This window comes from Peribacillus deserti, assembly GCF_016909175.1.
Lineage (GTDB): Bacteria > Bacillota > Bacilli > Bacillales > DSM-1321 > Paraperibacillus > Paraperibacillus deserti.
This window is the reverse complement of the sequence record NZ_JAFBFI010000017.1, coordinates 58,925-82,627: the sequence shown is the minus strand read 5'-3', so window position 1 is coordinate 82,627 and position 23,703 is coordinate 58,925. Positions and strand designations below refer to the sequence as shown.

General features: G+C 39.6%; 24 protein-coding genes and 1 pseudogene. 15 read left to right on the top strand and 10 right to left on the bottom strand.

The features are described 5' to 3' along the window. Positions 1–13 precede the first annotated feature (13 nt). Positions 14–742 (top strand): AzlC family ABC transporter permease, encoded by a 729-nt coding sequence (locus JOC77_RS16665; protein WP_204545464.1) that lies wholly within the window; start codon positions 14–16, stop codon positions 740–742. Beyond that, on the top strand, positions 735–1,040 hold the full coding sequence (locus JOC77_RS16660; RefSeq protein WP_204545462.1) for an AzlD domain-containing protein: 306 nt from the start codon (positions 735–737) through the stop codon (positions 1,038–1,040). The genes JOC77_RS16665 and JOC77_RS16660 overlap by 8 nt, the downstream gene beginning before the upstream one ends. A 286-nt stretch (positions 1,041–1,326) precedes the next feature. Here the strand turns inward: JOC77_RS16660 and JOC77_RS16655 are convergent, their stop codons facing one another. Continuing rightward, positions 1,327–1,911: an SCO family protein gene (locus tag JOC77_RS16655; RefSeq protein WP_204545460.1), complete on the bottom strand. Its 585-nt coding sequence runs from the start codon at positions 1,909–1,911 to the stop codon at positions 1,327–1,329. Between the two features lie 164 nt (positions 1,912–2,075). On the opposite strand from JOC77_RS16655, the gene JOC77_RS16650 reads away from it, so the two are divergent. Continuing rightward, the gene (locus JOC77_RS16650) at positions 2,076–3,338 is read left to right on the top strand and encodes a M48 family metallopeptidase (protein WP_204545452.1); all 1,263 of its coding nucleotides are present in this window, start codon (positions 2,076–2,078) and stop codon (positions 3,336–3,338) included. 412 nt (positions 3,339–3,750) lie between these two features. Here the strand turns inward: JOC77_RS16650 and JOC77_RS16645 are convergent, their stop codons facing one another. Next, positions 3,751–3,990: an IDEAL domain-containing protein gene (locus tag JOC77_RS16645; protein ID WP_204545450.1), complete on the bottom strand. Its 240-nt coding sequence runs from the start codon at positions 3,988–3,990 to the stop codon at positions 3,751–3,753. Between the two features lie 163 nt (positions 3,991–4,153). Between JOC77_RS16645 and JOC77_RS16640 the strand changes: the two genes are divergently transcribed. From JOC77_RS16640 to JOC77_RS16625, 4 genes are all read left to right on the top strand, one after another. Beyond that, complete coding sequence (locus JOC77_RS16640; RefSeq protein ID WP_204545448.1) at positions 4,154–4,351, top strand: competence protein ComK; 198 nt, start codon at positions 4,154–4,156, stop codon at positions 4,349–4,351. Between the two features lie 1,142 nt (positions 4,352–5,493). Then, positions 5,494–6,978 (top strand): IS110 family transposase, encoded by a 1,485-nt coding sequence (locus JOC77_RS16635; RefSeq protein ID WP_204545447.1) that lies wholly within the window; start codon positions 5,494–5,496, stop codon positions 6,976–6,978. A gap of 298 nt (positions 6,979–7,276) precedes the next feature. After that, the gene (locus tag JOC77_RS16630; protein ID WP_204545446.1) at positions 7,277–7,834 is read left to right on the top strand and encodes a hypothetical protein; all 558 of its coding nucleotides are present in this window, start codon (positions 7,277–7,279) and stop codon (positions 7,832–7,834) included. A gap of 220 nt (positions 7,835–8,054) precedes the next feature. Beyond that, a complete protein-coding gene (locus tag JOC77_RS16625; protein ID WP_204545445.1) occupies positions 8,055–8,672 on the top strand; it encodes a BA5345 family protein in 618 nt (205 codons plus the stop codon). An 86-nt stretch (positions 8,673–8,758) separates the two neighbouring features. On the opposite strand, the gene JOC77_RS16620 is transcribed toward JOC77_RS16625, so the two are convergent. Further along, positions 8,759–9,190, bottom strand: a complete 432-nt coding sequence (locus tag JOC77_RS16620; protein ID WP_204545444.1) for a DUF3888 domain-containing protein — start codon at positions 9,188–9,190, stop codon at positions 8,759–8,761. Positions 9,191–9,465: 275 nt separating this feature from the next. Here JOC77_RS16620 and JOC77_RS16615 point away from each other — a divergent pair. Beyond that, positions 9,466–9,861: pseudogene (locus JOC77_RS16615) on the top strand (competence protein ComK); the annotation flags it as partial. Positions 9,862–10,061: 200 nt separating this feature from the next. Here JOC77_RS16615 and JOC77_RS16610 read toward each other — a convergent pair. Then, entirely contained in the window at positions 10,062–10,433 is a 372-nt protein-coding gene (locus JOC77_RS16610) for a YhjD family protein (protein WP_204545443.1), read from the bottom strand. A 257-nt stretch (positions 10,434–10,690) separates the two neighbouring features. On the opposite strand from JOC77_RS16610, the gene JOC77_RS16605 reads away from it, so the two are divergent. The 5 genes from JOC77_RS16605 (at position 10,691) to JOC77_RS16585 (ending at position 19,721) form a co-directional block, all read left to right on the top strand. Continuing rightward, a complete protein-coding gene (locus tag JOC77_RS16605; RefSeq protein WP_204545442.1) occupies positions 10,691–11,302 on the top strand; it encodes a TVP38/TMEM64 family protein in 612 nt (203 codons plus the stop codon). 37 nt (positions 11,303–11,339) lie between these two features. After that, positions 11,340–11,894 (top strand): signal peptidase I, encoded by a 555-nt coding sequence (gene lepB / locus JOC77_RS16600; RefSeq protein ID WP_204545439.1) that lies wholly within the window; start codon positions 11,340–11,342, stop codon positions 11,892–11,894. A gap of 195 nt (positions 11,895–12,089) precedes the next feature. Beyond that, on the top strand, positions 12,090–15,557 hold the full coding sequence (addB, locus tag JOC77_RS16595) for a helicase-exonuclease AddAB subunit AddB (RefSeq protein WP_204545437.1): 3,468 nt from the start codon (positions 12,090–12,092) through the stop codon (positions 15,555–15,557). Continuing rightward, positions 15,557–19,315: a helicase-exonuclease AddAB subunit AddA gene (addA, locus tag JOC77_RS16590; protein ID WP_204545435.1), complete on the top strand. Its 3,759-nt coding sequence runs from the start codon at positions 15,557–15,559 to the stop codon at positions 19,313–19,315. The genes addB and addA overlap by 1 nt, the downstream gene beginning before the upstream one ends. A 106-nt stretch (positions 19,316–19,421) precedes the next feature. Continuing rightward, positions 19,422–19,721: an HNH endonuclease gene (locus JOC77_RS16585; protein ID WP_204545433.1), complete on the top strand. Its 300-nt coding sequence runs from the start codon at positions 19,422–19,424 to the stop codon at positions 19,719–19,721. Between the two features lie 59 nt (positions 19,722–19,780). On the opposite strand, the gene JOC77_RS16580 is transcribed toward JOC77_RS16585, so the two are convergent. The 6 genes from JOC77_RS16580 to JOC77_RS16555 all read right to left on the bottom strand — a co-directional run bounded on the left by JOC77_RS16580 (position 19,781) and on the right by JOC77_RS16555 (position 21,838). After that, positions 19,781–20,002: a spore germination protein gene (locus JOC77_RS16580; protein ID WP_204545431.1), complete on the bottom strand. Its 222-nt coding sequence runs from the start codon at positions 20,000–20,002 to the stop codon at positions 19,781–19,783. 95 nt (positions 20,003–20,097) lie between these two features. After that, positions 20,098–20,487 (bottom strand): spore germination protein GerPE, encoded by a 390-nt coding sequence (locus JOC77_RS16575; RefSeq protein WP_204545429.1) that lies wholly within the window; start codon positions 20,485–20,487, stop codon positions 20,098–20,100. A gap of 6 nt (positions 20,488–20,493) precedes the next feature. Further along, positions 20,494–20,673, bottom strand: coding sequence for a spore gernimation protein GerPD (locus tag JOC77_RS16570; RefSeq protein WP_204545427.1), 180 nt, complete (start codon positions 20,671–20,673; stop codon positions 20,494–20,496). Between the two features lie 12 nt (positions 20,674–20,685). Beyond that, entirely contained in the window at positions 20,686–21,282 is a 597-nt protein-coding gene (gene gerPC, locus JOC77_RS16565) for a spore germination protein GerPC (protein ID WP_204545425.1), read from the bottom strand. Positions 21,283–21,371: 89 nt separating this feature from the next. Further along, complete coding sequence (locus JOC77_RS16560) at positions 21,372–21,572, bottom strand: spore germination protein GerPB (RefSeq protein ID WP_204545609.1); 201 nt, start codon at positions 21,570–21,572, stop codon at positions 21,372–21,374. 44 nt (positions 21,573–21,616) lie between these two features. Then, positions 21,617–21,838, bottom strand: a complete 222-nt coding sequence (locus JOC77_RS16555) for a spore germination protein (RefSeq protein ID WP_204545422.1) — start codon at positions 21,836–21,838, stop codon at positions 21,617–21,619. A 314-nt stretch (positions 21,839–22,152) separates the two neighbouring features. Between JOC77_RS16555 and JOC77_RS16550 the strand changes: the two genes are divergently transcribed. Both JOC77_RS16550 and JOC77_RS16545 read left to right on the top strand, forming a co-directional pair. After that, a complete protein-coding gene (locus tag JOC77_RS16550) occupies positions 22,153–23,190 on the top strand; it encodes a DUF418 domain-containing protein (protein ID WP_239558847.1) in 1,038 nt (345 codons plus the stop codon). Then, positions 23,187–23,690, top strand: coding sequence for a DNA topology modulation protein (locus JOC77_RS16545; protein ID WP_204545416.1), 504 nt, complete (start codon positions 23,187–23,189; stop codon positions 23,688–23,690). The genes JOC77_RS16550 and JOC77_RS16545 overlap by 4 nt, the downstream gene beginning before the upstream one ends. Positions 23,691–23,703: the final 13 nt, after the last annotated feature.

The window sequence follows — 23,703 nt, the reverse complement described above, 5'->3', positions numbered from 1 at the left end:
AGGAGATGCTTGCATGGCTGATTTAGCTTTTGAAAGAGAACTATCCTCCTTTCGCAGAGGCGTACAGGAGGGAACCAGTATTGCAATCGGATATTTTCCTATTGCGATTACGTTTGGATTAATTGCAAAGAGTACAGGCCTTTCTTTATCAGAAACGGTACTAATGAGCCTGATCGTATTTGCAGGGGCTTCTCAGTATATGGCACTGAATTTGCTGACATTAGGAACAGGAATCTACGAAATCATTTTAACGACATTTATAGTGAATATCAGACATTTTCTTATGTCTGCCTCTCTAAATGAAAAAGCAGAGGACGACCATCTACTAAAAAAAGCGGGCTATGCTTTTGGAATTACAGATGAAACCTTTTCGGTTGCATCCATGAATAACAAAGAAGTCACTTCAGGATATATGTATGGAGTGAATGGAATCTCTTATGCCAGCTGGGTCGTAAGTTCTGGCCTTGGATTTATTTTTGGAGCGGCTCTGCCGCATGTTTTGCAGGAGAGTATGTCTATTGCGCTGTATGCGATGTTTATAGGGCTGCTTGTCCCGTCTTTAAAGGGCCATGTAAAGGTCGTTCTGCTCTCCCTTACAGCCGCGTGTTTGAATAGTGCGTTTACCCTTTCACATCTTCTAAGTACAGGGTGGTCCATTGTGGCGGCTACTCTCTTATCTGCCGTTGCAATTGAAGCGGCAGCAGTTTTAAAAAAGAAGAGGGGAGGTCAGGAGATTGAATAATCCTATCATCTGGATGATTATTGGAATGGGCATTGTTACCTACATACCGAGGCTGCTTCCGTTTATTTTATTTAAAGGAAAAGAACTTCCTCCATTTTGGCAGGGAGTTTTGAAAAATATACCCTTCGCCACTCTTGGCGCCCTCATTTTTCCAGCAGTTCTATTCATTCAGGATAATGTCCTATATGGTCTGCTGGGAGCTGCATCAGCGTTTCTCTTGTCCTATTTAGGTCTAAACGTCATAGTCTCGGTCCTCGGTTCCATCGTAGTGCTGACTGTGTATTCATCTTTCGTATAGGCTGTTTTCGCAAACTTTGTTGCTATCAAACAAGGAGGTTGATTTCCTCTCCAGGATGCTCGCTTTCCGCGGGGCGGGCGGTGAGCCTCCTCGGCTTTGCCTGCGGGGTCTCACCTGTCCCGCTGCTCCCGCAGGAGTCTCGCACCTTACGCTCCAATCAACCTAATTTAACAATGAGATGACTTTGTAAGACTTATTAAATAACAACAATCTTTAAGAAAAGAGCCTTCGTACAAAACGCAAGAGCCGCTTAATTCGGAGAGCGGCTCTTAAGATTCTTACTCTGCTAAATCTCATCCATTATCCTTTCAAACACCCAATCCTGGCTAAAGCTTTTGGCTCCCATGCCGAATTCCTCAATTACCTTATTTTCTTCGTTAAGTAAATAGACCGTGCTTGTATGTGTGAGCATACCCGTCCCTGAATCACGGAAGGTAAAATTGAATTCCTCAGCGAGTTTTTTAGTGCCGCTTTTGTTCCCGCGCAGAAGTTTCCATCCCTCCGTTTCTTTTATATCAAATGTCATTGCATAATGCTTTAAAACTTCATCTGTATCCCTGTCAGGATCTATGGTAACCGTAAGAAACTCGACCTTATTTCCAAATGCCTTTTCTTTGATAAGCCGGTCTTTGACTTTTTGCATCTGAAAGGTTGTACTTGGGCATATATCCGGGCACCGAGTATACATAAACTCGAGGAGCCGCACTTTAGGCTTCATAGTGTTAAAGCTAAACGGAACGCCTGATGGTGTCTTCATAACGATATTCTCTGGGAAATTCATTTTTGACTGTTTATAATCGAAAAAAGAATAAACACCTAAAAAGGCGCCTGTACATACAAGACAGCACAATAATATATATACTATTTTCATCCTACACCTCGAATTGATCCTGTTAAGGAAAGCTATATAATGATGATACATAAGATTGACAAGGATTGGTAAAACAATAGATACAAGCCTTTTAAATCTGGTTCTAAAACGATGCCTTGTCTGCTACATTTATAAGGAAAAGATAATCAAGAAGGGAGGATTTTATGTCTAGAAAATGGGCTTCAAGGACAATAATTGTTTATTTGATATTCATTGCGGCCATATACTGGTATTTATTTTATGGAGCGGATACAGAGATACCAGCGGCTTTAAAAGGGACAAGCGCTGATCCTGCTGTATTCTTAAATGGGCGTGAACAGGAAATCAGCAGCGAATACTCAAAGATAAGAAATTTCCTTTTCTTTTTATCCACTCCTTATGAATGGGTCTTTTATATGTTAATTCTTTTGGCAGGGCTGCCCCGTCTTTTTGAACGGTGGGCCCAATCTTCCTCTAAGAAGACGGTTGTGCAAAACGGGATATTTCTATTTTGGATTTCTGCGTCAACTTTGCTGGCAACCATGCCTTTGAATTATATAGGCTATCGGCTGTCCAGGTTTTACCATATCTCTACGCAGACCGTCCCATCCTGGATGAAGGACGAGCTTATTGGTTTCTGGGTGAATTTTGGTTTAATGTGGATTGTCTTGACTGTCCTTTACTGGCTGATTCGCAAATATGAAAAAAAATGGTGGCTGTACGCCTGGCTCCTATCCGTTCCATTTACTTTATTTCTTATGTTTATTCAGCCTGTAATCATTGATCCATTATACAATGATTTTTATCCTCTGAAGGATAAACAGCTTGAGAAACAAATATTACAGCTGGCTGCAAAAGCTGATATCCCTGCTGAACATGTATATGAAGTGAATATGTCGGAAAAAACCAACTCTATGAATGCATATGTGAATGGAATCGGCTCGAATTCTAGAATCGTATTATGGGATACAACTTTAGAAAAACTGAGCGATGATGAAATTCTGTTCATAATGGCTCACGAGATGGGCCATTATGTAGAAAAACACCTGTACTTCGGTATAGCGGGCTATCTGTCACTATCGCTTGCCGGCTTATGGCTGGCCTCGCGTATTATGAATTACTTTATTAGAAGATGGGGAAGGACCTTTAAGATTTCTTCCGTTTCCAGTCTTGCATCCTTTCCATTGTTTCTGCTCATTACTTCTGTTCTTCTCTTTATTTCGAGTCCGCTCGCAAATTACGTGGCACGGTATGAGGAAATGAGAGCCGATACATATGCCATTAAGATGACAGAGGATAAGGAAGCAGGAATTCACTCCTTCCAGGAACTTACGAAATCCGGATTAAGCGAGGTTAATCCACCTTTCTTAGTCAAGCTGTTTCGGTATACGCATCCAACTATGCTAGAAAGAATTCAAATGCTTGAGAACTGGGAGGAGAAGAATTGATGGGGCCTGAGCCGGATTTGTGCTGCTGACAACTATGTATAAATCATAAGCGAATAATTTTAATATAAAGAACAAAATCTGAAGATCCAGAATAAGCGATAAGGTTAATAAATAAGCATTTAGACTGTACCTTCAGCATAAGATTGTGAAGGTAAGCAAAGATAAGCATATAATTTTAAAACTTAAGCATAATTTCCGGGTTCTTAAGCATAAATTTCCAAAAGCTAAGCATAAAAGAGAAGAACAGAAGCATAAGTCTTTGGTATAAACTTCTATAGTCAAAAAGTAAAGCAGACTTGGTTAAAAACATTAATTTTTGAGGGCAAATCAGCAAATAAAGGGGATTTAAAGCTCGAGAAGCTTTAAATCCCTTATTTTCTGCTATGAAAGTTTCTTGTTAATCTGCCGTTCACTACGTACCCAGCCTTTTTAACAGCGCTGTTTTTTCGGTGGAAAGCTGATGAAATAAAGCTTGATCTTTGCTGTCTAAGGCGGAGTCAATCTGCCTGCTTATTTTATCTAAAGAGTGGCTGAGAAGTACTTCATTAAGGAGCATTTCTATAAATAAATTCTGCATGTAATTTATGTTGTGCTTCTGGCGGTCCATGACTGTTTTTTTCATTAAATCAGTGTAGGAATTTTTTTTACTCATCCAGATCACCCCGGGTCCTTTTTTTTATTATATGGGGTTTTAGAGAAATACTAAACAATAATTTTAAATTTTCAAAAAATAATTTTAGTCTATATTGAGGAATCGTGATATGATAAAAATACATATATATACCATAAATTGGATATGTAGAAAGGAGAAGGCTATGACAAGCCTGAAATCGACTTTAGTTGAGGAATATGAAATCAACCCGTATACATTAGTAGTGATGCCTTTGGAGTATGGAAGTAAAATATACTCTCATGTGCTTGAGGTAAATGGAGAATTTACTTCACCGTTTAAGCCTATGGATATTATAAAAAAAAGCTGTGAATATTTCTATAGTTCTTTAACGATAAATTAATTAAAAACAAAACACTACATACTATACGCGAAAGAGTTTAAAATCAGTGAATTTATGTAATGGTTAAATGGTTTTTGAAGGAGGACGTAGCCCAAAGCGGGAGGCGTTCCACAGATGCGTTAGCATCGAGGACCTTAGAAAACAAAATAATGAACTAAACAAAGGGTAGAAAATCTATAAGTACATAATATTGAGTCCGTTCTCTGAAGGCAGCTCAATTTTTATTAAAAAATTTTTCTCCCAGAAAACCACAAAAGGAAGCTTCTCAGCTCCCTCTTCTGCTAATCTTTCTCAATTGTAAGCTGAAAACAGCTATCGCTAACGATTTTTTATTTACTAACAGCCATAAATAACCTTTAGAAATTATGGACAAATACACACCTGTTACATATAATGGAAATAGCCAATGTAACTGTATCCAAAATGTGGGTACGCTTAGTAGCTGTAACTCTTGTGAATATATTGGAGCATTGGCATACATATATAGACGATTGAATGTTTAGAATATATAATATAATGGCTAGTGCAGCCCTCTGTTAAATGTTGGAACTACTTACAAGTAGTATCTCTTTAAAATATTTTGGAGCATTAGCAAACCTAAGAAAAGGCTCAGTAATGGGTCTTTTTTTATTTCTTGAAAGTAGAATGTATGTTCTGATATGATGAATAAAAAAAGGTTATTGCTAAAAATAACCAGTTCAATTCTTAAATGAGGGTGTGCAGAGCCTTGCACTATAGTGGAGTGCCCCACATTAATATAAGAGGTCTAGGAATTAATAATACTAGCCCCAATCCAATTGTGGTCGGAAACACCTTAAAAGGTCACTGCACAGTATTATTATAACAAGAAATAAATAAAAATTTTAGTTATTTTGACAGAAAAGAAGGAAAAGTCGTACTTTAGAACGAATTTTATTTTTTAAGAGTTTTAAAGACTATATTAAAGCGTAAAAGATACTTAATATAGCTTTATATTTAACGATTGAAACCTTTTGACAATTTGGGGCTAGTTTTCGCTAGACCTCTTTACAAAATGTGGGATTTTCCATCTGACGTTATAGTCCTGACATACTACATTGGGCATTAAGCTCTAATAGAAAATTGGACAGTCGGATGTTATATATCGTTATGGAGGCTTTAAAATGAGTGGAAAACCAATAGTACCATTTAGCTTTGTAGAACCTGAAAAAGAAGAAAAAAAGATTACTAGAAAAATGTATCAATTCTTTGTTGGCGTTGATATAGGAGCAAAGTTTCACGTTGCAGCTTGTATCCCATTTCAAGCTTTTACCGACCCAAAAGGGGTTGAATGGAAGCGTTCTAAAACAATGAAGTTCAACGCAAATAGCGTAGGATTAGCAGGGTTCCTTCAAGCATTAAAACATACTGAAGAAATAACTGGATCCAAAAAGGATGAATTCCTCATACTTTTAGAGCCCACAGGTGGTCATTATTCATATCTGGTTCAGCAAGTGCTTTTACAAGAAAAATATGAAGTCTATTTGGTGGAAAATTCGGCAGTAAAAGACTTCCGTGAAAAAACTTTGGGTATCACTGAAAAATCGGACTCAGTAGATGCAAGAGTTATGGCTTATATGGGTTGGCACAAGATTTTACATCCTAGCATGAAAGGAGTTAGTCTCCTTAAACCTGCCTCTGTAGCGCAGTCCATTTTTCGTACCGTAACCCGTGACCGGTGGTTAATGAATACTCAATTGACACGTCGAAAAAACCAGGTTCAACAACTATTAACCGTTACACATCCGGACCTGGGTGTAGCATTTAAAAATCTCGGTTCAATTTCTGTTATGAAATTTGTTTTAAAGTATCCTACAGGGCAAGATTTAAAGAATCAATCACAAGAGAATATTCGTAAAGCAATGATTGAAGCAGGAGCAAAGAAGGTAGCTACAAAAGCTTCTCAAGCACTAGCCGAAGTTGTACCTAATTCCATAGGTACAAACGTACCACACTTAGTTGGAAGACAAATGTGGGTTATCGATGAAGCTTTACGGATTGAAGAAAGTATTAAAGGGATTGATGAGTATATCAAGGAATTGCTTCACGGAAATCCTGACAAAGGCACTAAACCTCATCCCTATACCGAGTTATTGTTTACTTTTCCTTTTATGAGTGATGTCTGGGCTTGTACTCTTATTGGAGCAATAGGTGATGTGGAACGCTTTAATACATATAAGCAATTTAAAAAGTACCTCGGTGTTTCGGCGGAAAACAAACAATCGGGTATATCAGTAAAAGGAGCAAGAATGACATTCAGTGGCGTTCGAGATGCTCGTCGTGTACTCTACCAAATGGCGATGATAATAATTGCGACTAAATCTCAGCCCTCTGTATTTAGTGTCTATTTTCACCGTTTGAAGGACCGTAATATGAACGGAAAAACAGCAATTGGACATATGTGTGGTAAGATAGCCAAAATCCTTTATACAATGCTTAAAAACGGTCAAAAATACGACCCTAAGGCACACGCATTAGCAGCAGGTATTCCTTGGGACTCAATCTATGATAAAAGAACCAAAGAGATTGATTCGGAGCAGTTTTATGAAGGAGCATTAAGATTAGCAGGTGGTTCCACATCTGACGATATTGAATTAGAAGAGACATAAGAATGGATTATCATATTAGGTTAACGGTGTTAAAGCAGCCTCGGACGAAGACTTATGAAACTTTGTACTTCAACTAACGGGTGCGTTAGTTCCTTTAGAAACAAGCAAAGACTGCAAAAGAGCAGTCTTTTTTATATGCTCCAAAATAGAATTTAACAGAGCCAAAATAAAAGGCTATTTTCATAAACTTTGTTGTTTTTGTAAGTAAAGGTGAAGAATAATTGAAGATAACTCACTAAATATTCTTCTGTATTAATGGGGAAGAATATTGAGTAAATAGGTCTAAGGTGCGTGGATAATGAATAAAAATACTTTTTTTGTACTTTTAAAAATCTTTATTACTTTTTCTATACCAGTTAATAATGCAGTGTATGCTAACACAAACGATACACCCCCGTCTCTTGAGGAAATGTATACTCAAATTGGATATAAATCTGTTGAAGAAGCCGTAAAGGAATATGAAAATCATTTAAAGAAAGATTTAACATTGCCATTGAAAATGCCATCCCTAGCTTTTACTCTTCAAGTAGGGAGATTTGAAGAAGATAAGAAATATGACATCAACGATTCTTTAGATGTACACTTTATGAGTGACAAATTACCAGAAAATCACTTCACAATTACTGTTCGACCTTTGAAGAATAAATTTGATTTTAAGGATAGAGGTAGTCAGAAAGTCTTTACACTAAATAATGGAGAGAAAGCCATTTATTTTGAACATCAAATATTTAATTTTTTAGTTTTTGAAAAAGATAATTGGCAATATATGTTTGGGATTGATAAAAGGGTATCTAAGAAGGTCACCCCCGATATATTAGTCGAAATTGCTAATTCAATTGATTATAAATCACAATAAAGGTATTCTTCTTCACTAACGGGTGCGTTCGTTAAAAGTGGCTGCTTCGGCAGCTTTTTTATTTGAGTTCACTTATGGAATTGTAAAAAGAAGGTAAATAGCATCCTTAAAGCGAATTAAATCACTTATTGATTAGACTACAGGAGTGATTAGGATGTGCATATAGTAAACGGGCAAAAGTGTTATCGAATCTTTAAAGGTTAGAGAGGTGTGATACTATATGAATTTTGATACAAAACATCTAGTAAGATGGGGGATTCCTGGATGGATTATGATAATGATGCTTGGTCCATTTATTTCTTTTGCTTTTGAAGGTCTTTCAAATATTTTAACTTCTAAAAATACAGTGGCTATAGGAGCATTCCTTACACTTATAGGAGTGCCGCTGGGATACTTATTAAATCAAATACACCATTCTTTATTTTGGGTGCTCCCAAGAAGGAAGTTATTAAGGAAAATAGATAGGTTTAGGAAGAAAGGCAGCTGGAATCAATATTTTATTAATGAAATCAATATAGATGAAATCTTCTTCTTTGATGAAATAGGAAAAAAGAAGAAGGAAAGATATCAATACTTACTATCCAGAAAGCATGAACTTGGCGGTGTCACTGTTAGTCTAGGGATAACAGCACTAATTATTTTAAGTGTCAATTTGGGTAGACATTTACATGAAGTATGGTCTTGGAGTTATTTTGTAGTGGTTTTTATACTTTGTCTTCTTTTATGGAATAGTAGGAATTACTCTAGCAGCAACATTCAAATTTATTATGATCATTATTTGATTGAAAGTAATGAACATCGGGATAATCTACCGACACCGACACCAGATCAAGATTAAAGCATTAGGTATTCGAGGGTACTTCAAGGCTACTGGGTAGGGTAGCTGAAAAAGGAAAGTGTATATTCTCGCTTATGTGCAATTAATTATTGCCTTATAACGTGTTTCCAGTTAGGTGGAAGATCGTAAGTTTTTACGTGTTCAAACTTAATAAGTTTAACTGAATTTGGTATTGTGGGTTCAATTTCATATACTAAATAATCTTTACCCACTGAAAGATGGGGACCTACTGTCGGTACTACTTCTAGTGTATATAAAAAGTGAAATGAACGTAAACCGCCAACTCTCTGAACTTGTCTCACTTTAATTTCATAGGGATAAACAGTAGGATCTATAGTTAATATTTTTGAGTAGTATTCCTTAATTGAATGTTCAATGGGTAATAAAAGCATTAATGTATCTTGATACTGAAGCTCCCTAGAATCTTGAATGGTATTAATATCTTCTGCTTTGATAGCAGGTTGAAATGAAAAGATTAGCGATATAAATAAAGGGAAAACAACTAACTTTTTAATCATAAAATACCACCTCTGAGAGTGAATTTTTTATAGTTAGTTTTCCAAGTAGCAAATAATCGATACTAGTTGTTGTATATCATAAGAATTATAAGCAGTTTAAGAGACCATAAAGGAACATAATTAATCCTTTTTGGTAAAGACAGTTTAATGTGAAAGGATGATTTTCTGTAAGTGTTTTAAAAGGTACAAAACAGCCATTTTCATCTCAAAAAAAGGTGTTACCCTAGGCTGAAATTTTTATTTTAGCTTAGGATAACACTACACTACATTTTGGAAGCAGCTACGAAGGGAGAAAGGACGGCACCCGGCAGCTGATCGGAATCACTCATAAGCTTCCAATTACGATTGATCCGACAAGCAACATCTTTGTCTTTCCTACTAATTCTCCCGGGAGAGAAGACTGTATATGGATTTCTCATGAACATGTAGATTTCTACCAGCGGACAGAAAAGGGAGAGACAGTGGTTACGTTTAGAAATAAAAAGCAGATAACGATTCCTATTTCATTTTCCTCTTTTGAAAGCCAGATGTTCCGTACTGCAATGCTTCGTACAAAGCTGATTCAAAGGATTGAAGAAACCCAGAGAAAATCTATGTATTTATTTACAAATTCTGCAGGAGAAGCTTCGGATTTAAAAGCCAATTATTTTTTAATGAATAAGCGCCATTAAACTTACGCAGTCTGGAATATGCTGAAATGATTGAGGGAATCCTGCAATTTTTAACAATCGGCCATAATCCAGCAAGTAAATAAAATTCCGCAAACACATCCCCTGTTTATACGCATGTTTAACAAATCTGAAGCGGAAGCATGACAGCTTTCTCCTGCCGCCTCCAATAAACATCAAGGCATGCTTCCATGGAAGTGAATTCAGTTCGAATGGGAATGAAATCTTTTAAACAAGTAATAAGCCATTAACTCTTCCACTTTGTTTCGCAGGCGGGGGTTAAAGTAATTGTGGTGTTCTTCATATCCCTTATACATGAACAAGTACATAGTAAAAGCTTCATCCCTCTTGATTTCACTGACTTTTATATTTTCCTTCCTCAAATACAGCCTTGTTTTCTTTAAGTCTGTCTGTACAATCTTCATCGTTTCTTCCACGAGGTCTAAGTACGGGCGTTTTAATTTAAACGGGCTCTGTCCAAAAACATGTAAATCCCTATTTAAGATAGTAAGCACCATCGGCAGATAAATTTCATTTTCAATGATGTCTCGATCCTCTTCAGGTATTCTTGTCATCGTTCCAAAGCCTCCATTACCATCCAATTAGAACGTTTGTTCTTATTATATCCTAAATAAAAAATTTTATGTTGGCAATAGATTATGATAATTTTAAAAATATCCCTATGTAGAGGTATGTTTTTTCTAACTAGTCATGTTACCTTATGCCAAAAATGGGTTATGATGAGAAAAGTGGGGAAAACATTATAATAAAATAATCTCTGTGGAGCAGAAATGGTCCTGCTCTCAGGAAGAATCAGGCTAAGGAGCTTAGAATGGACTTTAATGATCTAAAAGAATGGATGACTCTTGAAAATATATATGATTTAATTCATGAATATCGGTCGCTGGGACCGCTGCCGGGAATTCTGCTTCCTATGCTGGAGGCTTTCCTGCCATTCCTGCCTCTCGTTGTCTTTGTGCTGGCAAATGCCAATGCGTTTGGATTATGGCTGGGATTTCTGGTTTCCTGGATAGGATCATGTGCCGGGGCTCTTCTGGTTTTTTGGCTGGTAAGAAAGTATGGTCAGGGGAAGGTTCTGAGCTTTTTTCAGAAACACCGTCAATTCCAAAGATTAATGGATTGGGTTGACCGCCATGGATTTGGACCGCTCTTTTTAATGCTGTGCTTCCCCTTTACTCCTTCTGCCATGGTTAATATTGTAGCCGGTCTTTCCCATATCAGCCCCCTGCAATATGGATTGGCTGTACTGGCGGGTAAAATGGTTATGGTATTTTCCATTAGCTTTGTCGGGTATGATCTCGCATCTCTCGTGCATAAACCGTTACGAACAGTAATTGTCCTATCAGTTATCTTTCTGCTATGGTTTATTGGAAAAAGAATTGAAGCAAGATTAAACAAAAGCGTAAGTAGGGATAATGGTTAGTATAAAATAACCGATTCCTTTAGCTGGAGTGATAATCATGGCGGAAAGCCGTTCAAATATCGTATTTCAATGGGTGAAGTCGTTTTTTTGGGGCTTTCTCCTTTATTTATTCATAACCACCTTTTTATTTTCAAGTTATGTGGTTGATGGAAATTCCATGCAGCCGTCATTAAGTGACAGAGACAGACTGATTGTCAGTAAAATCAGTTATGAACTGCACACCATTAAAAGGTTTGATATTATTGTTTTTCACGGGATTAACAAACAAGATTATGTAAAAAGAGTTATAGGCCTGCCTGGGGACTCAATCAGGTATCATAATGACGAGCTCTTTATTAACGGGCGAAAATATGCCGAACCTTATCTTGATAAGCAGAGACATCCATTGGTCGGCCAAAAATATACGGGTGATTTTACGATCAAAGAAGCGACCGGCAGGAAGAAGGTGCCGCCGAACCAGCTTTTTACGCTCGGGGATAATCGGTTAAGCAGTATGGACAGCCGGCATTTTGGGTTTGTCCCCATGAAAAAAGTGGTAGGTAAGGTTAGTGCACGATTCTGGCCGGTTAGAGATATAACGGCTCGTTTTTAGAGACCCGTTTCTATAAAGACAGATCAAATAAACAGAATTCAGAGCTTTTAAACAGCTATTCCAGCAAGGGGTGCTGTTTTTTTTTGTGTAAAAAATTAACATATAAAACAGAACGTTTGTTTGAGTTTATTGTTATTTAGTGTCTAGTATTTATGATAAAATATAAATATAGAATTGAATTATAGGAGGCAAAAAATGTCCCTTCGTTTTATGCTGGGCAGATCTGGTACAGGAAAGACCAAACGTATCCTGGATGAAATCACGGATAAGCTGATGGAGAACCCTGCGGGGCATCCTATCATTTATTTAGTTCCAGACCAGATGACCTTTCAATCAGAATATAAATTAATAACAACGCCCGGGCTGAATGGCATGATTCGGGCTCAAGTATACAGCTTCAGCAGGCTTGCCTGGAGAGTTCTTCAGGAAACAGGCGGCATGACCCGCACCCATCTTAATAGTGTGGGAATAACCATGCTGATCCAAAAAATTCTGGAGGATAAGAAGGACGAGCTTAAAATTTTCCAGCGTTCATCCGATAAGCAGGGCTTTATTGGGCATGTGGAGGAAATATTAACGGAGTTTAAAAGGTATTGTATCAGTCCAGGAAAGCTGAAAGAATACAATGGTATAGAGCAGCCGGGAAATGGAGCTGTTACTGATAAACTGCATGACCTGCAGCTTATATATGAAACCTTCGAAAACGAATTGCTTGGTAAATATATAGATTCTGAAGACTATTTTACATTGCTTGCTGAAAAAATCGATCATTCAAGCTATCTTAGGAATGCAGAAATTTACATGGATGGATTCTACAGCTTAACACCGCAGGAGCTGCTTGTGCTGGACGGGCTTATGAAGGTGTGTCCTAATATAACCGTTTCACTTACCATGGACAAGCCTGCGGGCCATCCTGAGGAATCCCATCTTTTCAGGCAGACGGAAAACACGTATCATACCCTCTATTCAATGGCCTTAAAGAATCATATTTCCGTAGATGAACAGATTCTTGATCAGCCAAATAGATTTAGAGATCCAAGTCTTAGACATTTAGAAGCAGCATTCAGCATGCGGCCGCTTGTGCCATATACCGATTCTGCCAAGATAACAATCTGCCAGGCGGTCAGCCGAAGGGCTGAAGTGGAGGGGACAGCCAGGAAAATTGCAGAGCTTGCCCGGGAGAAGAATTACAGATGGAGAGATATTGCTATTCTGGTCAGAAACTCTGCGTCCTATCAGGATATTATCCAGACCATATTCAAGGATTATGAAATCCCCATATTTATAGATGCAAAGAGATCCATGCTCAACCACCCGGTAATTGAATTAATTCGTTCTGTGTTAGAGGTTCTTGCTACGAACTGGAGGTACGAACCGGTATTCAGGGCGATTAAAACTGAGCTGTTTTTCCCAGTCGAGAATAACCCTGAAACCATGCGCAGAAAAGCGGATATACTAGAAAATTACGTGCTTTCAAGAGGAATTAAAGGCGGGAAATGGACGGGCAAAGAGCGCTGGTCGTATCGGAAAATCCGTGGACTTGATTTTCATGAACGGGGACAGACCGATGAGGAAAAGCAAACGGAAGCACTATTGAATGAACTGAAGGATTTGGTTGCAGGTCCTATTATGAAACTATTCAGGCGCTTAAAACGTGCGGTTGATGGCAGGGATTACTGTGAAGCCATTTACTTGTTTCTCGAAGAACTCCGCATTCCGGAAAAACTTGAGAAATTAAAGCTGGGTGCAGAGGAAGATGGAGATTTAGCGGAAGCCAGGGAGCATGAACAAGCTTGGAATGCTATAATCGAGCTCCTTGACCAGTTTGTTGAAATGCTCGGCGATGACAGGATTACATTAAAAAAGTTTATCACCATATTAGATGCAGGGATGGAAAATATGAAGTTTTCACTTGTTCCTCCGGCTATCGACCAGGTGCTCGTAACTAATGTTGACTTATCCCGATTAAGTGATATAAAAGCAGCCTTTGCGATTGGCTTAAACGAAGGAGTATTGCCTGCTAAGATCATCGAAGAAGGTGTCTTTTCCGATAATGACCGGGAAAAGCTTCTTTCTGATGGCATCGAAATAGCACCGAATACAAAAGTTCGTCTTTTAGATGAAGAGTTTACGGCTTATAAGCTTTTTACTACTCCATCTGAACGTTTATATCTTTCTTACCCTCTTGCGGATGAGGAAGGAAAGTCGCTTATTCCATCTTCTTATATCAAGAGAGTTAAAGAGCTTTTCCCAGAGGCTCCTGAAACGTACTGGGTGAATGATCCTTCTGAAGCGCTGCCAGAAGACCAGCTTGGATTTGCAGTAAATTACGATACGGCATTATCTTATTTAGCTTCACAGCTTCAATTGAAGAAGCGGAATTATCCGATCCATCCAATGTGGTGGGATGTGTATAACGCCTACCTGGAAAGGCCGGACCTGAAGCGGGATGTTTCTCTTGTGCTATCCAGTCTCTTTTATAAAAACAAAACAAAGAAATTATCGAGCGATACAAGCAAAATGCTGTATGGAGATACCATACAGGCCAGCGTCTCGAGGATGGAAATGTTTAACAGCTGTCCATTTTCCCATTTTGCTGCTCACGGGTTAAAGCTTGAAGAGCGAAAAATTTTCCGCCTGGATGCTCCGGATATCGGTGAAATGTTCCATGCGGCATTAAAGCTTATAGCCGACCATTTACAAGAAAGGAATATCTCCTGGGCAGCTTTAACGAAACAGGAATGCATGGAGCTTGCAGCACATGCGGTAGAAAGTCTTGCTCCAAAGCTCCAGAATCAGATTCTGTTAAGCTCCAACAGACACCATTATATTGCGCGGAAGCTGCAGCAGGTTATCGGGCGTGCTTCCATCGTTCTTAGTGAACATGCCCGGGCAAGTGGATTTAGTCCAGTCGGCCTAGAGCTTGGATTCGGAAAAAACGGGGAGCTGCCTCCGCTCACGTTCAGCTTGAAGAATGGAACCAGAATGGAATTGGCAGGCCGTATTGACCGAGTAGATAAAGCAGAAGACCAAAATGGCTTATATTTAAGGGTATTAGATTATAAATCGAGCTCAAGAGAATTAAATTTGAGTGAAGTGTACTACGGGCTAGCCCTTCAAATGCTGACTTATCTGGATATTATCGTCACTCATTCAAAATCTCTAGTCGGCAAGGAAGCAATGCCTGCAGGTGTGCTGTATTTCCACGTTCACAATCCTGTTGTTAAAAGCAGCGGCATGCTTTCAAAGGAGCAGATTGAGGAGGAAATATTTAAAAGCTTCAAGATGAAAGGGCTGCTGTTAGGTGAAAGAGGCGTTCTGGAATTAATGGATTCGAGCCTTGAAAATGGAAGCTCCCATATCATTCAGGCTGGTTTTAAAAAAGATGGAAATCTTAATTCTTCATCTAAAGTGGCTAGCAGCCAGGAATTTTCTAATTTGAATAAATATGTACGCAATGTCTATCAGCAGGCTGGCGACGAAATTGTCAGCGGAAATGTAGAAATAGCGCCTTATAAGCTAAAGGAACAGATTCCCTGCACATTTTGTTCGTATAAATCTGTCTGCCAGTTTGATGCTTCACTTGAAGATAACGAGTATAGAGTGTTAACCCCTAAAAAAGAGGATGAAATTCTCTCGCTAATAAAAGGGGGGAACGCATAGTGTCAAAAATATTAATTCCTGAAAAACCTGCAGATGCAGCGTGGACTGATGCACAATGGAAAGCAATCTGGGCTAAAGACCAGGATATTCTTGTGGCGGCTGCAGCAGGTTCTGGAAAAACTGCTGTATTGGTTACCCGTATCATTCAGAAGCTTTTGTCTGAAGAAGATCCGATGAATATAGATGAATTGCTTGTGGTGACCTTTACGAATGCCTCTGCTGCAGAGATGAGACACCGGATAGCAGAGGCGCTTGAGGGGGCAATTAGTGATAATCACGCCTCTTTGCATATTAGGAAACAGTTGAGTCTCATCAACAGGGCATCCATATCTACTCTGCATTCTTTTTGTCTGGAAGTAATCCGCAAGTATTATTACTTAATTGATGTAGACCCTGGTTTCAGAATTGCAGATTCAACTGAAGCTGAAATTATGAAGGATGAAGCCATGGAAGAATTATTTGAAGAGCATTATGCCCAGGCAGATAATGAGCGCTTCTTTAAAGTGGTTGATGCGTATTCGAATGACAGGAGTGATGCCGCACTTCAGGACATCATCCGGGCTTTATATGAGTTTTCCATGTCACACCCGGATCCTGGCAGATGGCTTTCAAGTCTGGTCGAGTTATATAACGTGGACGAATTGGGCTCTATAGATAACCTGCCCTTCATGAATCATCTGAAAATGGATATCTCCCTCAAACTGCAGGCGGCAAGAGACTTGCTGGATGAAGCAATGGATCTGGCAAAACAGCCGGGCGGCCCTGCTCCAAGGGCAGAAAATTTTCTCGAAGACTTAGCAGTGATAGAGAAGCTTCAAAAAGCGGAAAGCTGGGCTGAGTTATATACGGCTATGCAGACAGTCAGTTTTGGCACTCTTAAACGGTGCTCAGGAGCTGATTTTATCAAAGACCTTGTTGATGAAGCGAAAAAACACCGTGACCGGGCGAAAAAAATCGTGGAAGATCTGAAAAAAGAACTGTTCTCGAGGAAACCGGAGAGCTTTTTACGGGATATGAACGAGCTGAAGGGCTATGCAGAAACCATGGTCCTGCTGGTAAGACAGTTTGCTGTTAAGTTTTCTGAGGCAAAAAAGGAGAAAGGCCTCGTGGATTTTTCCGATCTCGAACATTTCAGCCTTAACATATTGACCGCTGCGGACAGTGAGGGGAATACCGTTCCTTCAAGTCCGGCTTTAGAGTATAGGAATAGGTTTAAAGAAGTTTTAGTAGACGAGTATCAGGATACCAATATGGTTCAAGAGACCATACTAAATCTGGTTACCTCTGACGGTGAATATACTGGGAATCTTTTTATGGTGGGGGATGTAAAACAGTCGATCTATAGATTTCGTTTGGCAGAACCTAATCTGTTCCTGCAGAAATACTCACGCTTCACTCAAGATGGTGAAAATACCGGCCTCAAAATTGATTTAAACCAGAACTTCCGGAGCAGAAGGGAAGTACTAGATGCAACAAACTTCTTGTTTAAGCAGATCATGGGTGCCGCGGTCGGAGAAATAGACTATGACCTGGATGCAGAGCTGAAAAAAGGAGCCTCGTATCCAGAAGAAGAACCATACCCTGTCCATTTATATTTAATTGACCAAAGTTCTGAAGACCATTCACAAAGCCTTCTTGAAAAAAAGGCGGCAGAAGAAGAGGAAGCGGAATTTGCCGGAGAAGAGCTCGATAAAGCTCAGGGAGAAGCGCGGTTAATGGCTAAGCTTATAAAAGCAGCAATCGAAGAAAAACGGCAAATTTATGACGCTAAAACCAAAACCCACCGAAATGTAACATATAAGGATATGGTTATCCTGCTGCGATCGATGCCATGGGCCGGCCAAATTATGGAGGAATTTAAGAAACAGGGCATTCCCATTCATACTAACTTATCTACAGGATACTTTGAAGCAACGGAAATTGCGATCATGATGTCTCTGTTAAAGATTATTGATAATCCGCTTCAGGATATTCCGCTTGCTTCTGTCTTAAGATCTCCTATTGTGGGATTGGATGAAGAGGAAATGGCTGAAATCAGGCTGTATGCCAAAGGTTCGTCCTTCTATGACGCTCTCCTGGCTTATTGCCAGGAAGGAAATCAGGACGAAAATGCTGGAATGTATGATAAAGTTCTCCGCTTTCACAGCCAGTTAGCCAGGTGGAGGAGATTGGCTAGGCAGGGATCTTTGTCCGAACTGATCTGGCAGCTATTCAGCGAAACCAAATTTTATGATTTTGCGGGCGGCATGCCTGGCGGGCGGCAGCGTCAGGCCAACCTCAGGGCTTTATATGACCGGGCCAGGCAATATGAAGCAAGCTCCTTTAGAGGGCTGTTCCGCTTTCTGCGCTTTATTGAAAGGATGCAGGAAAGAGGCAGCGATCTGGGTGCAGCAAGGGCGCTTGGTGAACAGGAAGATGTAGTAAGGATCATGACCATTCATTCCAGTAAGGGCCTTGAGTTCCCTGTTGTTTTTGTGGCTGGGCTTTCAAAGGAATTTAACTTTATGGACCTTAGAAAAAATTATTTGCTTGATAAGGACCTTGGTTTTGCTTCGAAGTATGTGAATCCGGAGCTGCAAATAACCTATCCTTCCCTGCCGCAGATAGCCTTTAAGAAGAAAAAGCATTTGGAAACAATAGCAGAAGAAATGCGGGTGCTGTATGTTGCACTTACCCGCGCTAAGGAACAGCTTTATCTTATCGGCACTTTAAAGGATGCGGGGAAAAGCTTGAAGGAATGGTCCGGACATTTATCTGAAAAGGAATGGCTCCTTAAAGATTATATAAGAGCAAATGCCAAAAGTTATTTAGATTGGGTAGGGCCTGCCATCATCCGGCATAATGACTGCCAGGAATTGATCCCTGAGTCTGGTTTGGCAGCACAAAAGGATGTCGGTCAGCATCCGTCAAGCTGGAGGGTTAAGCTTGTACCAACAGAAGAGCTGCAGGCTCCTGAAGAAGCTGCTCAGGAACAAGATGACTGGCTTGAGGCAGTTAAGAATTCGAACCCCATCCCGGGTGCTTCAGAATTCCAAGCAGCTATCAAATATCAGCTCGAATGGATCTATTCAAATAAGCTCGCTTCTGTTTTCCGGTCAAAGCAGTCTGTTTCTGAATTAAAGCGGCAGCTGGAAACCAGGGATGCAGAAAGTTCGACAGATTTATTAGATAAATATAAAAAGCCTTATCTGACAAGACCAAGATTCATGCAGGAAAAATCAATCAGCCCAGCTGAAAGAGGAACTATTATGCATCTTGTTATGCAGCATATTAATCTTGGTGAATCCGTAACAATAGAGCTTATTGATGAAAAAGTAAAAGAGCTCATCAAAAACGAATTGCTGACTGAGGATCAGGCATCCGCTGTGAATTCAGCAATGGTCAGCCATTTTTTTACTACGGAAGTTGGGAAAAGGCTGCAGAGAGCTTCTATGGTCCTCCGAGAGGTTCCGTTTAATCTCTCTTTGCCCGCTAAGGAAGTTTATAGAGAGTGGGAGGATGGGGATGAACAGATTCTTGTCCAGGGAGTTATTGATTGTATATTTGAAGATGAACAGGGTACGGTCTTATTAGATTATAAAACAGACACGATTGAAGGGAAATTTTACAGTGGATTTGAAGGCGCAAAAGACATCCTCGCCGATAGATACCGCACACAGATTGCTTTCTATACAAGGGCTGTTGAACAAATTCTTCAAAAATCTGTGCAAGAGAGATACCTCTTTTTCTTTGATGGTGCACATTTGTTAAAGATATGAATTCTTTTGGCCCATAATAGGATTATGGGCCATTTACTATCCAGAATATTTATCGTTTTTGAGATTGTATGGAAAAAGGGTCAGTGAAAAGAAAAAGGTGAAAAAAATGGCTAAAAGAAAGCAGACAGGTATATGTGAGCTTTGCGGACGGGAAGAAGTAGAAACGACGATTCATCACCTGACGCCTAGAGAAATGGGAGGAAGCTTTCTCCCTACCGCGCATTTATGCATTCCATGCCATAAACAAATCCATGCATTATATTCCAACGCTGAGCTTGCTTTAGGGCTCTCATCGATAAGCCTTCTGAAGCAGGATGTGCAAATACAAAAATTTCTGAAGTGGATTAGGAAACAAGCTCCAGGAAAGTATCCGAAAATTAGTAAATCAAGACAAAAGAGAAGATAAAATAGCAAAAAGCAAGTGCTGGTTTAATTAAAGCACTTGCTTTTTTGCTGAGTAAGCTGTTAACCGTTTCCTAATATAGGCTGGTCGACTAGATTTGCATCATTGACGAGATTACCATTTGCTAAATTATTGGTTAAGATCAGGAGCCCGGTATTTCCGCCGCCAGAGCCGCTGACGGATTTTGTTGCTTCTTTAGGTGATATAACAACTGCATCGCCAAAATGTGCTATTCCGCCTGAATCTACACTTGTAATTTGAACTGGACCTACGAAAGAAGGCATGAGTGGCACCCTTTCTTATGATAAGACGTTAACCGTAAAGGTATAGGTATCTGTACCTGTAATAAGGTATGCGTGGTCCTTAAAAAGGTGCTTTGTCAGCGGCTGGATTTACTCGGTCTTTCTTCATATAGGTGCCTGATATTTTTAATTTTTGCCTGCATCCTTACGTTCCGGCTTGAGCCTATATGGACCATAGAAGAAGCTGAAGCTCCTCCTAAGTCAATCAAGCCTACATGAATAAAAGGGTTTGCATGGCAGATATGAAAATCTAACTTTTCGTGTAAAGGCTGAACATGTATGTCTTCTGTAAATACAGGGTCGTTAAAACCGCCTTCATTACTAATGAATAGTTCCTGTTCCCGCTGTACCGCTAATGTATAGTTTGTCGCATCAATAAATGTTGAATCGCCAATTTGAACAGTGGAGCAAAAAACCAAAGTATTCATGTGCAGCCCGTTTACATGAGAGATTCTTCTTGAGAACATAGTATATTATCCTTTTGGCACAAACGGCACTAAAGGACCAACAATTAACGATTCAGGAGGGGTATCAAAAGCGGAAGAAAGCTGGATACTTTTGGTATCTCCAACTAAAAGCAGAGAAGAACTTGCGATAGCTCTCACTTTAATGCTTCCTACACAAATATCTTTATTTACAACATTAAAAATCATTTGGCTGTCCCCCTATTGCTGTTTTGGTGCAGAATTTAAAAATGTAAAGAACGCCTGTGAAAGGTCGACCTTCAATTTTTCGGTAATGTTTTCTATCTGGACTGAAAGCTCTTCAGGAGTACGTTCGTTAACTGGAACTGAGTCTAAATAGTAGATAATTTTTTGAGGAAGCTGCGAACTGATATCCTCTTTTATAAAGTTTAAATAAGAAGGGTCTATACTGGGTGAATCTGCTCCCGCCCTAGCCAGATTTTCTGCGAGTTCGGTATTCATATAGGTTTGGAGAGTACGGCAAATATGTTCTATAACCTGATCCCGCTGCGGGAAAACATAAGGTATGTGTACAGGTTCAGAATTGACAGCAAATTCATCAATATTCTGCAGCTCCTGCGGATTTAAGCCGATATTAAGTGTGCCATCAAGCCTTTCAACTTTCAATTGGTCAAATCTGTATTCAATCCGTTCAACATTGACTGCAGGCTTTTCTTTTAGCTGCCGTAATTCAGTAGAAAGCGTATGAACAGCAGCTTCGAGGTCTTTTATTCTTTTGTCCTGAAACTCAAGATAGCTTTGGAGCTGGCAAAAGTAAGTGTGATAATCTGCGTTCATTTTTATCCACCTCATTTTCCCTCAGTTCTAAAAGGGAGCGTCATGCTGTTTTCCTATATGATATGTGACAGCGCAAAATGGGTGATTGCCTAATTATTAATAGATCTGGCTGTTGTGAAAGGGACTACTGGAATGGCTTCAGGAGCGGGCTCTGTAAAGCCTCCCGTGTTAGATAATGAAGAAGAGGGTTTAATAATGCCGGCACTTCCTATTTGGAACACGGAAGAGTTGCTAATCCCATCAATCCGAATCATGTTAATTTGAATGGTCTGCTGAATATTGAAGGTCACTCCCATACTCTCAACTCCTCTTAAGCAATTATTTGACGCACGGATTAAATATTCGCGAAAATAGGCTGATCCGCTCCATCCGCATCATACGTATTGGTGCTGCTTACCTGGTTATTAACCGAAATCCTGTCACCTGTATTAAAAGAGCCGGCACCAGCGAAGGTTTTAGAAAAAGAAAAAGGAGCAATTTTATATACGTCGCCTATGTTAAAAACGCCGCTGTCTCCAATTGAAATTACTTGTACAGCTCCTACAATGGCAGGCATAAATGTTCAGTCCTTTATAAAAATATCTATTCTATCCTATGCCCATTGAATGGGTATGTGATAATGGGGAAGGCGATTGTTCCGATTAGTGAGTAAATAAAGGTATTCATTTGGAATAAAGATTAGTTTAAGATAATAATAGAAGGGAGTGATTGGCTTTCAAAATGTCTGGGATACATGAGAAAGACAGAATTATATCTATAGATATATTGAGAGGATTCTCAATATTGGGAATATTCCTTGTTAACATGCCTTATTTTCATTCCCCGACTGTCCAAGATCCTTTAGTCTGGTGGCGAGGGGAATTGGATCGAATGATATATATAGGCATAGATATTCTGGCCCAGGCCAGTTTTTACCCGCTCTTTGCATTTCTATTTGGATTTGGTGCGGTCATCATATCGGAAAGAACTTCACAAAAAGGACTTTCTTATCCCTCCGTATTCTCAAGAAGGCTTCTCATTTTGCTCTTCATGGGCGGAGTCCATGCGTTTCTAATCTGGCACGGTGATATTCTTTTAAACTACGCTGTTTTTGGCTTTGTATTTTTACTTTTTTATAAGAAAAGCGGAAAGAAACTTATAGGTACCGGAATGGTAATGACCCTGTTATTTACCGGAGCCATTTCGCTCTTATACATTGCCGGATCTGCTGCAGATGGAGAGATGAGTGCACCGCAGAATAATGTACCGCTGCTTCAGCAGTCCATGGAAATCTACCAGAATGGGTCATTTTCTGAAATTACCAGCGAACGATTCAAGGAATGGTATAAGGTGAACAATCCCGGGTATTCTATTATTCTTTTTTTATCTATATTCCCGCTGTTTTTAATTGGAGCAGGATTTGCTAAATTAAAGTATCTGAGCGAGCCAGCCATACATAAAAAAGTTCTAAAGCGTGTTTTTATGGCTTCCATATTCTCAGGTTTTGCCATAAAACTCCTTCCTTATTATGCGGACTATACCTATTTTTATCTTTTCCTGCAGGACAATCTGGGGGGCCCTCTCGTATCCATAGGATATATTACAGGAATGGCATTACTTCTTGAAAACAAAAAGGCCATGCGTCTGCTTCGCCCATTTTCTTTTGTGGGCAGGCTTTCCTTAAGCAATTATTTGTTTCAGTCCATTCTATGTACCTTTCTTTTTTATTCCTATGGCTTAGGGTTATATGGCAGCATCTCGTTCGCCGGGGGCACACTGCTGGCGCTGGGTATTTTTATCCTGCAGATCTGCTTGAGCTTCTTATGGCTTCGGCATTTCAGGATGGGGCCGGTTGAATATGTATGGCGGATGTGTTCGTATGGAGAACGCCCTTCTATAAGGAAACGTAAAGAAGGTGATCGTGGATGAAGAAAATCATGATTATTGGCTGCGGCGGTGCCGGCAAATCAACTCTTGCAAAAAGATTAGCCGAGCAGCTGAATATACCAGTGTATCATCTCGATGCTTACTTCTGGAAAAAAGGATGGATTGCGACTCCCCGGGCTGAGTGGACAGGGGTTATCCAGAATATAATAGCTCGTGATTCCTGGATCATGGACGGAAATTTTGGCAGTACGATGGACATGAGAATAAAGGAAGCAGACACGGTTATATTTCTCGATTTTCCAACTCTGCAGTGTTTATACGGAGTGATTAGCCGGCGAATTAAATACCATGGAAAAACCAGACCAGATATGGCTGAGGACTGTCCAGAAAAACTGGATTGGGAATTTATAAGCTGGGTAGCCAGCTATAAAAAACAGAGAGCACCTAAAATCAGGGAAAACTTAGCGGGCTTTACGGAAAAGAATATTTTTATATTAAAAAACAGAAAAGAAATCGAAACATTCCTTCAAAATCTAAAGTGATAAGGGGCAGATC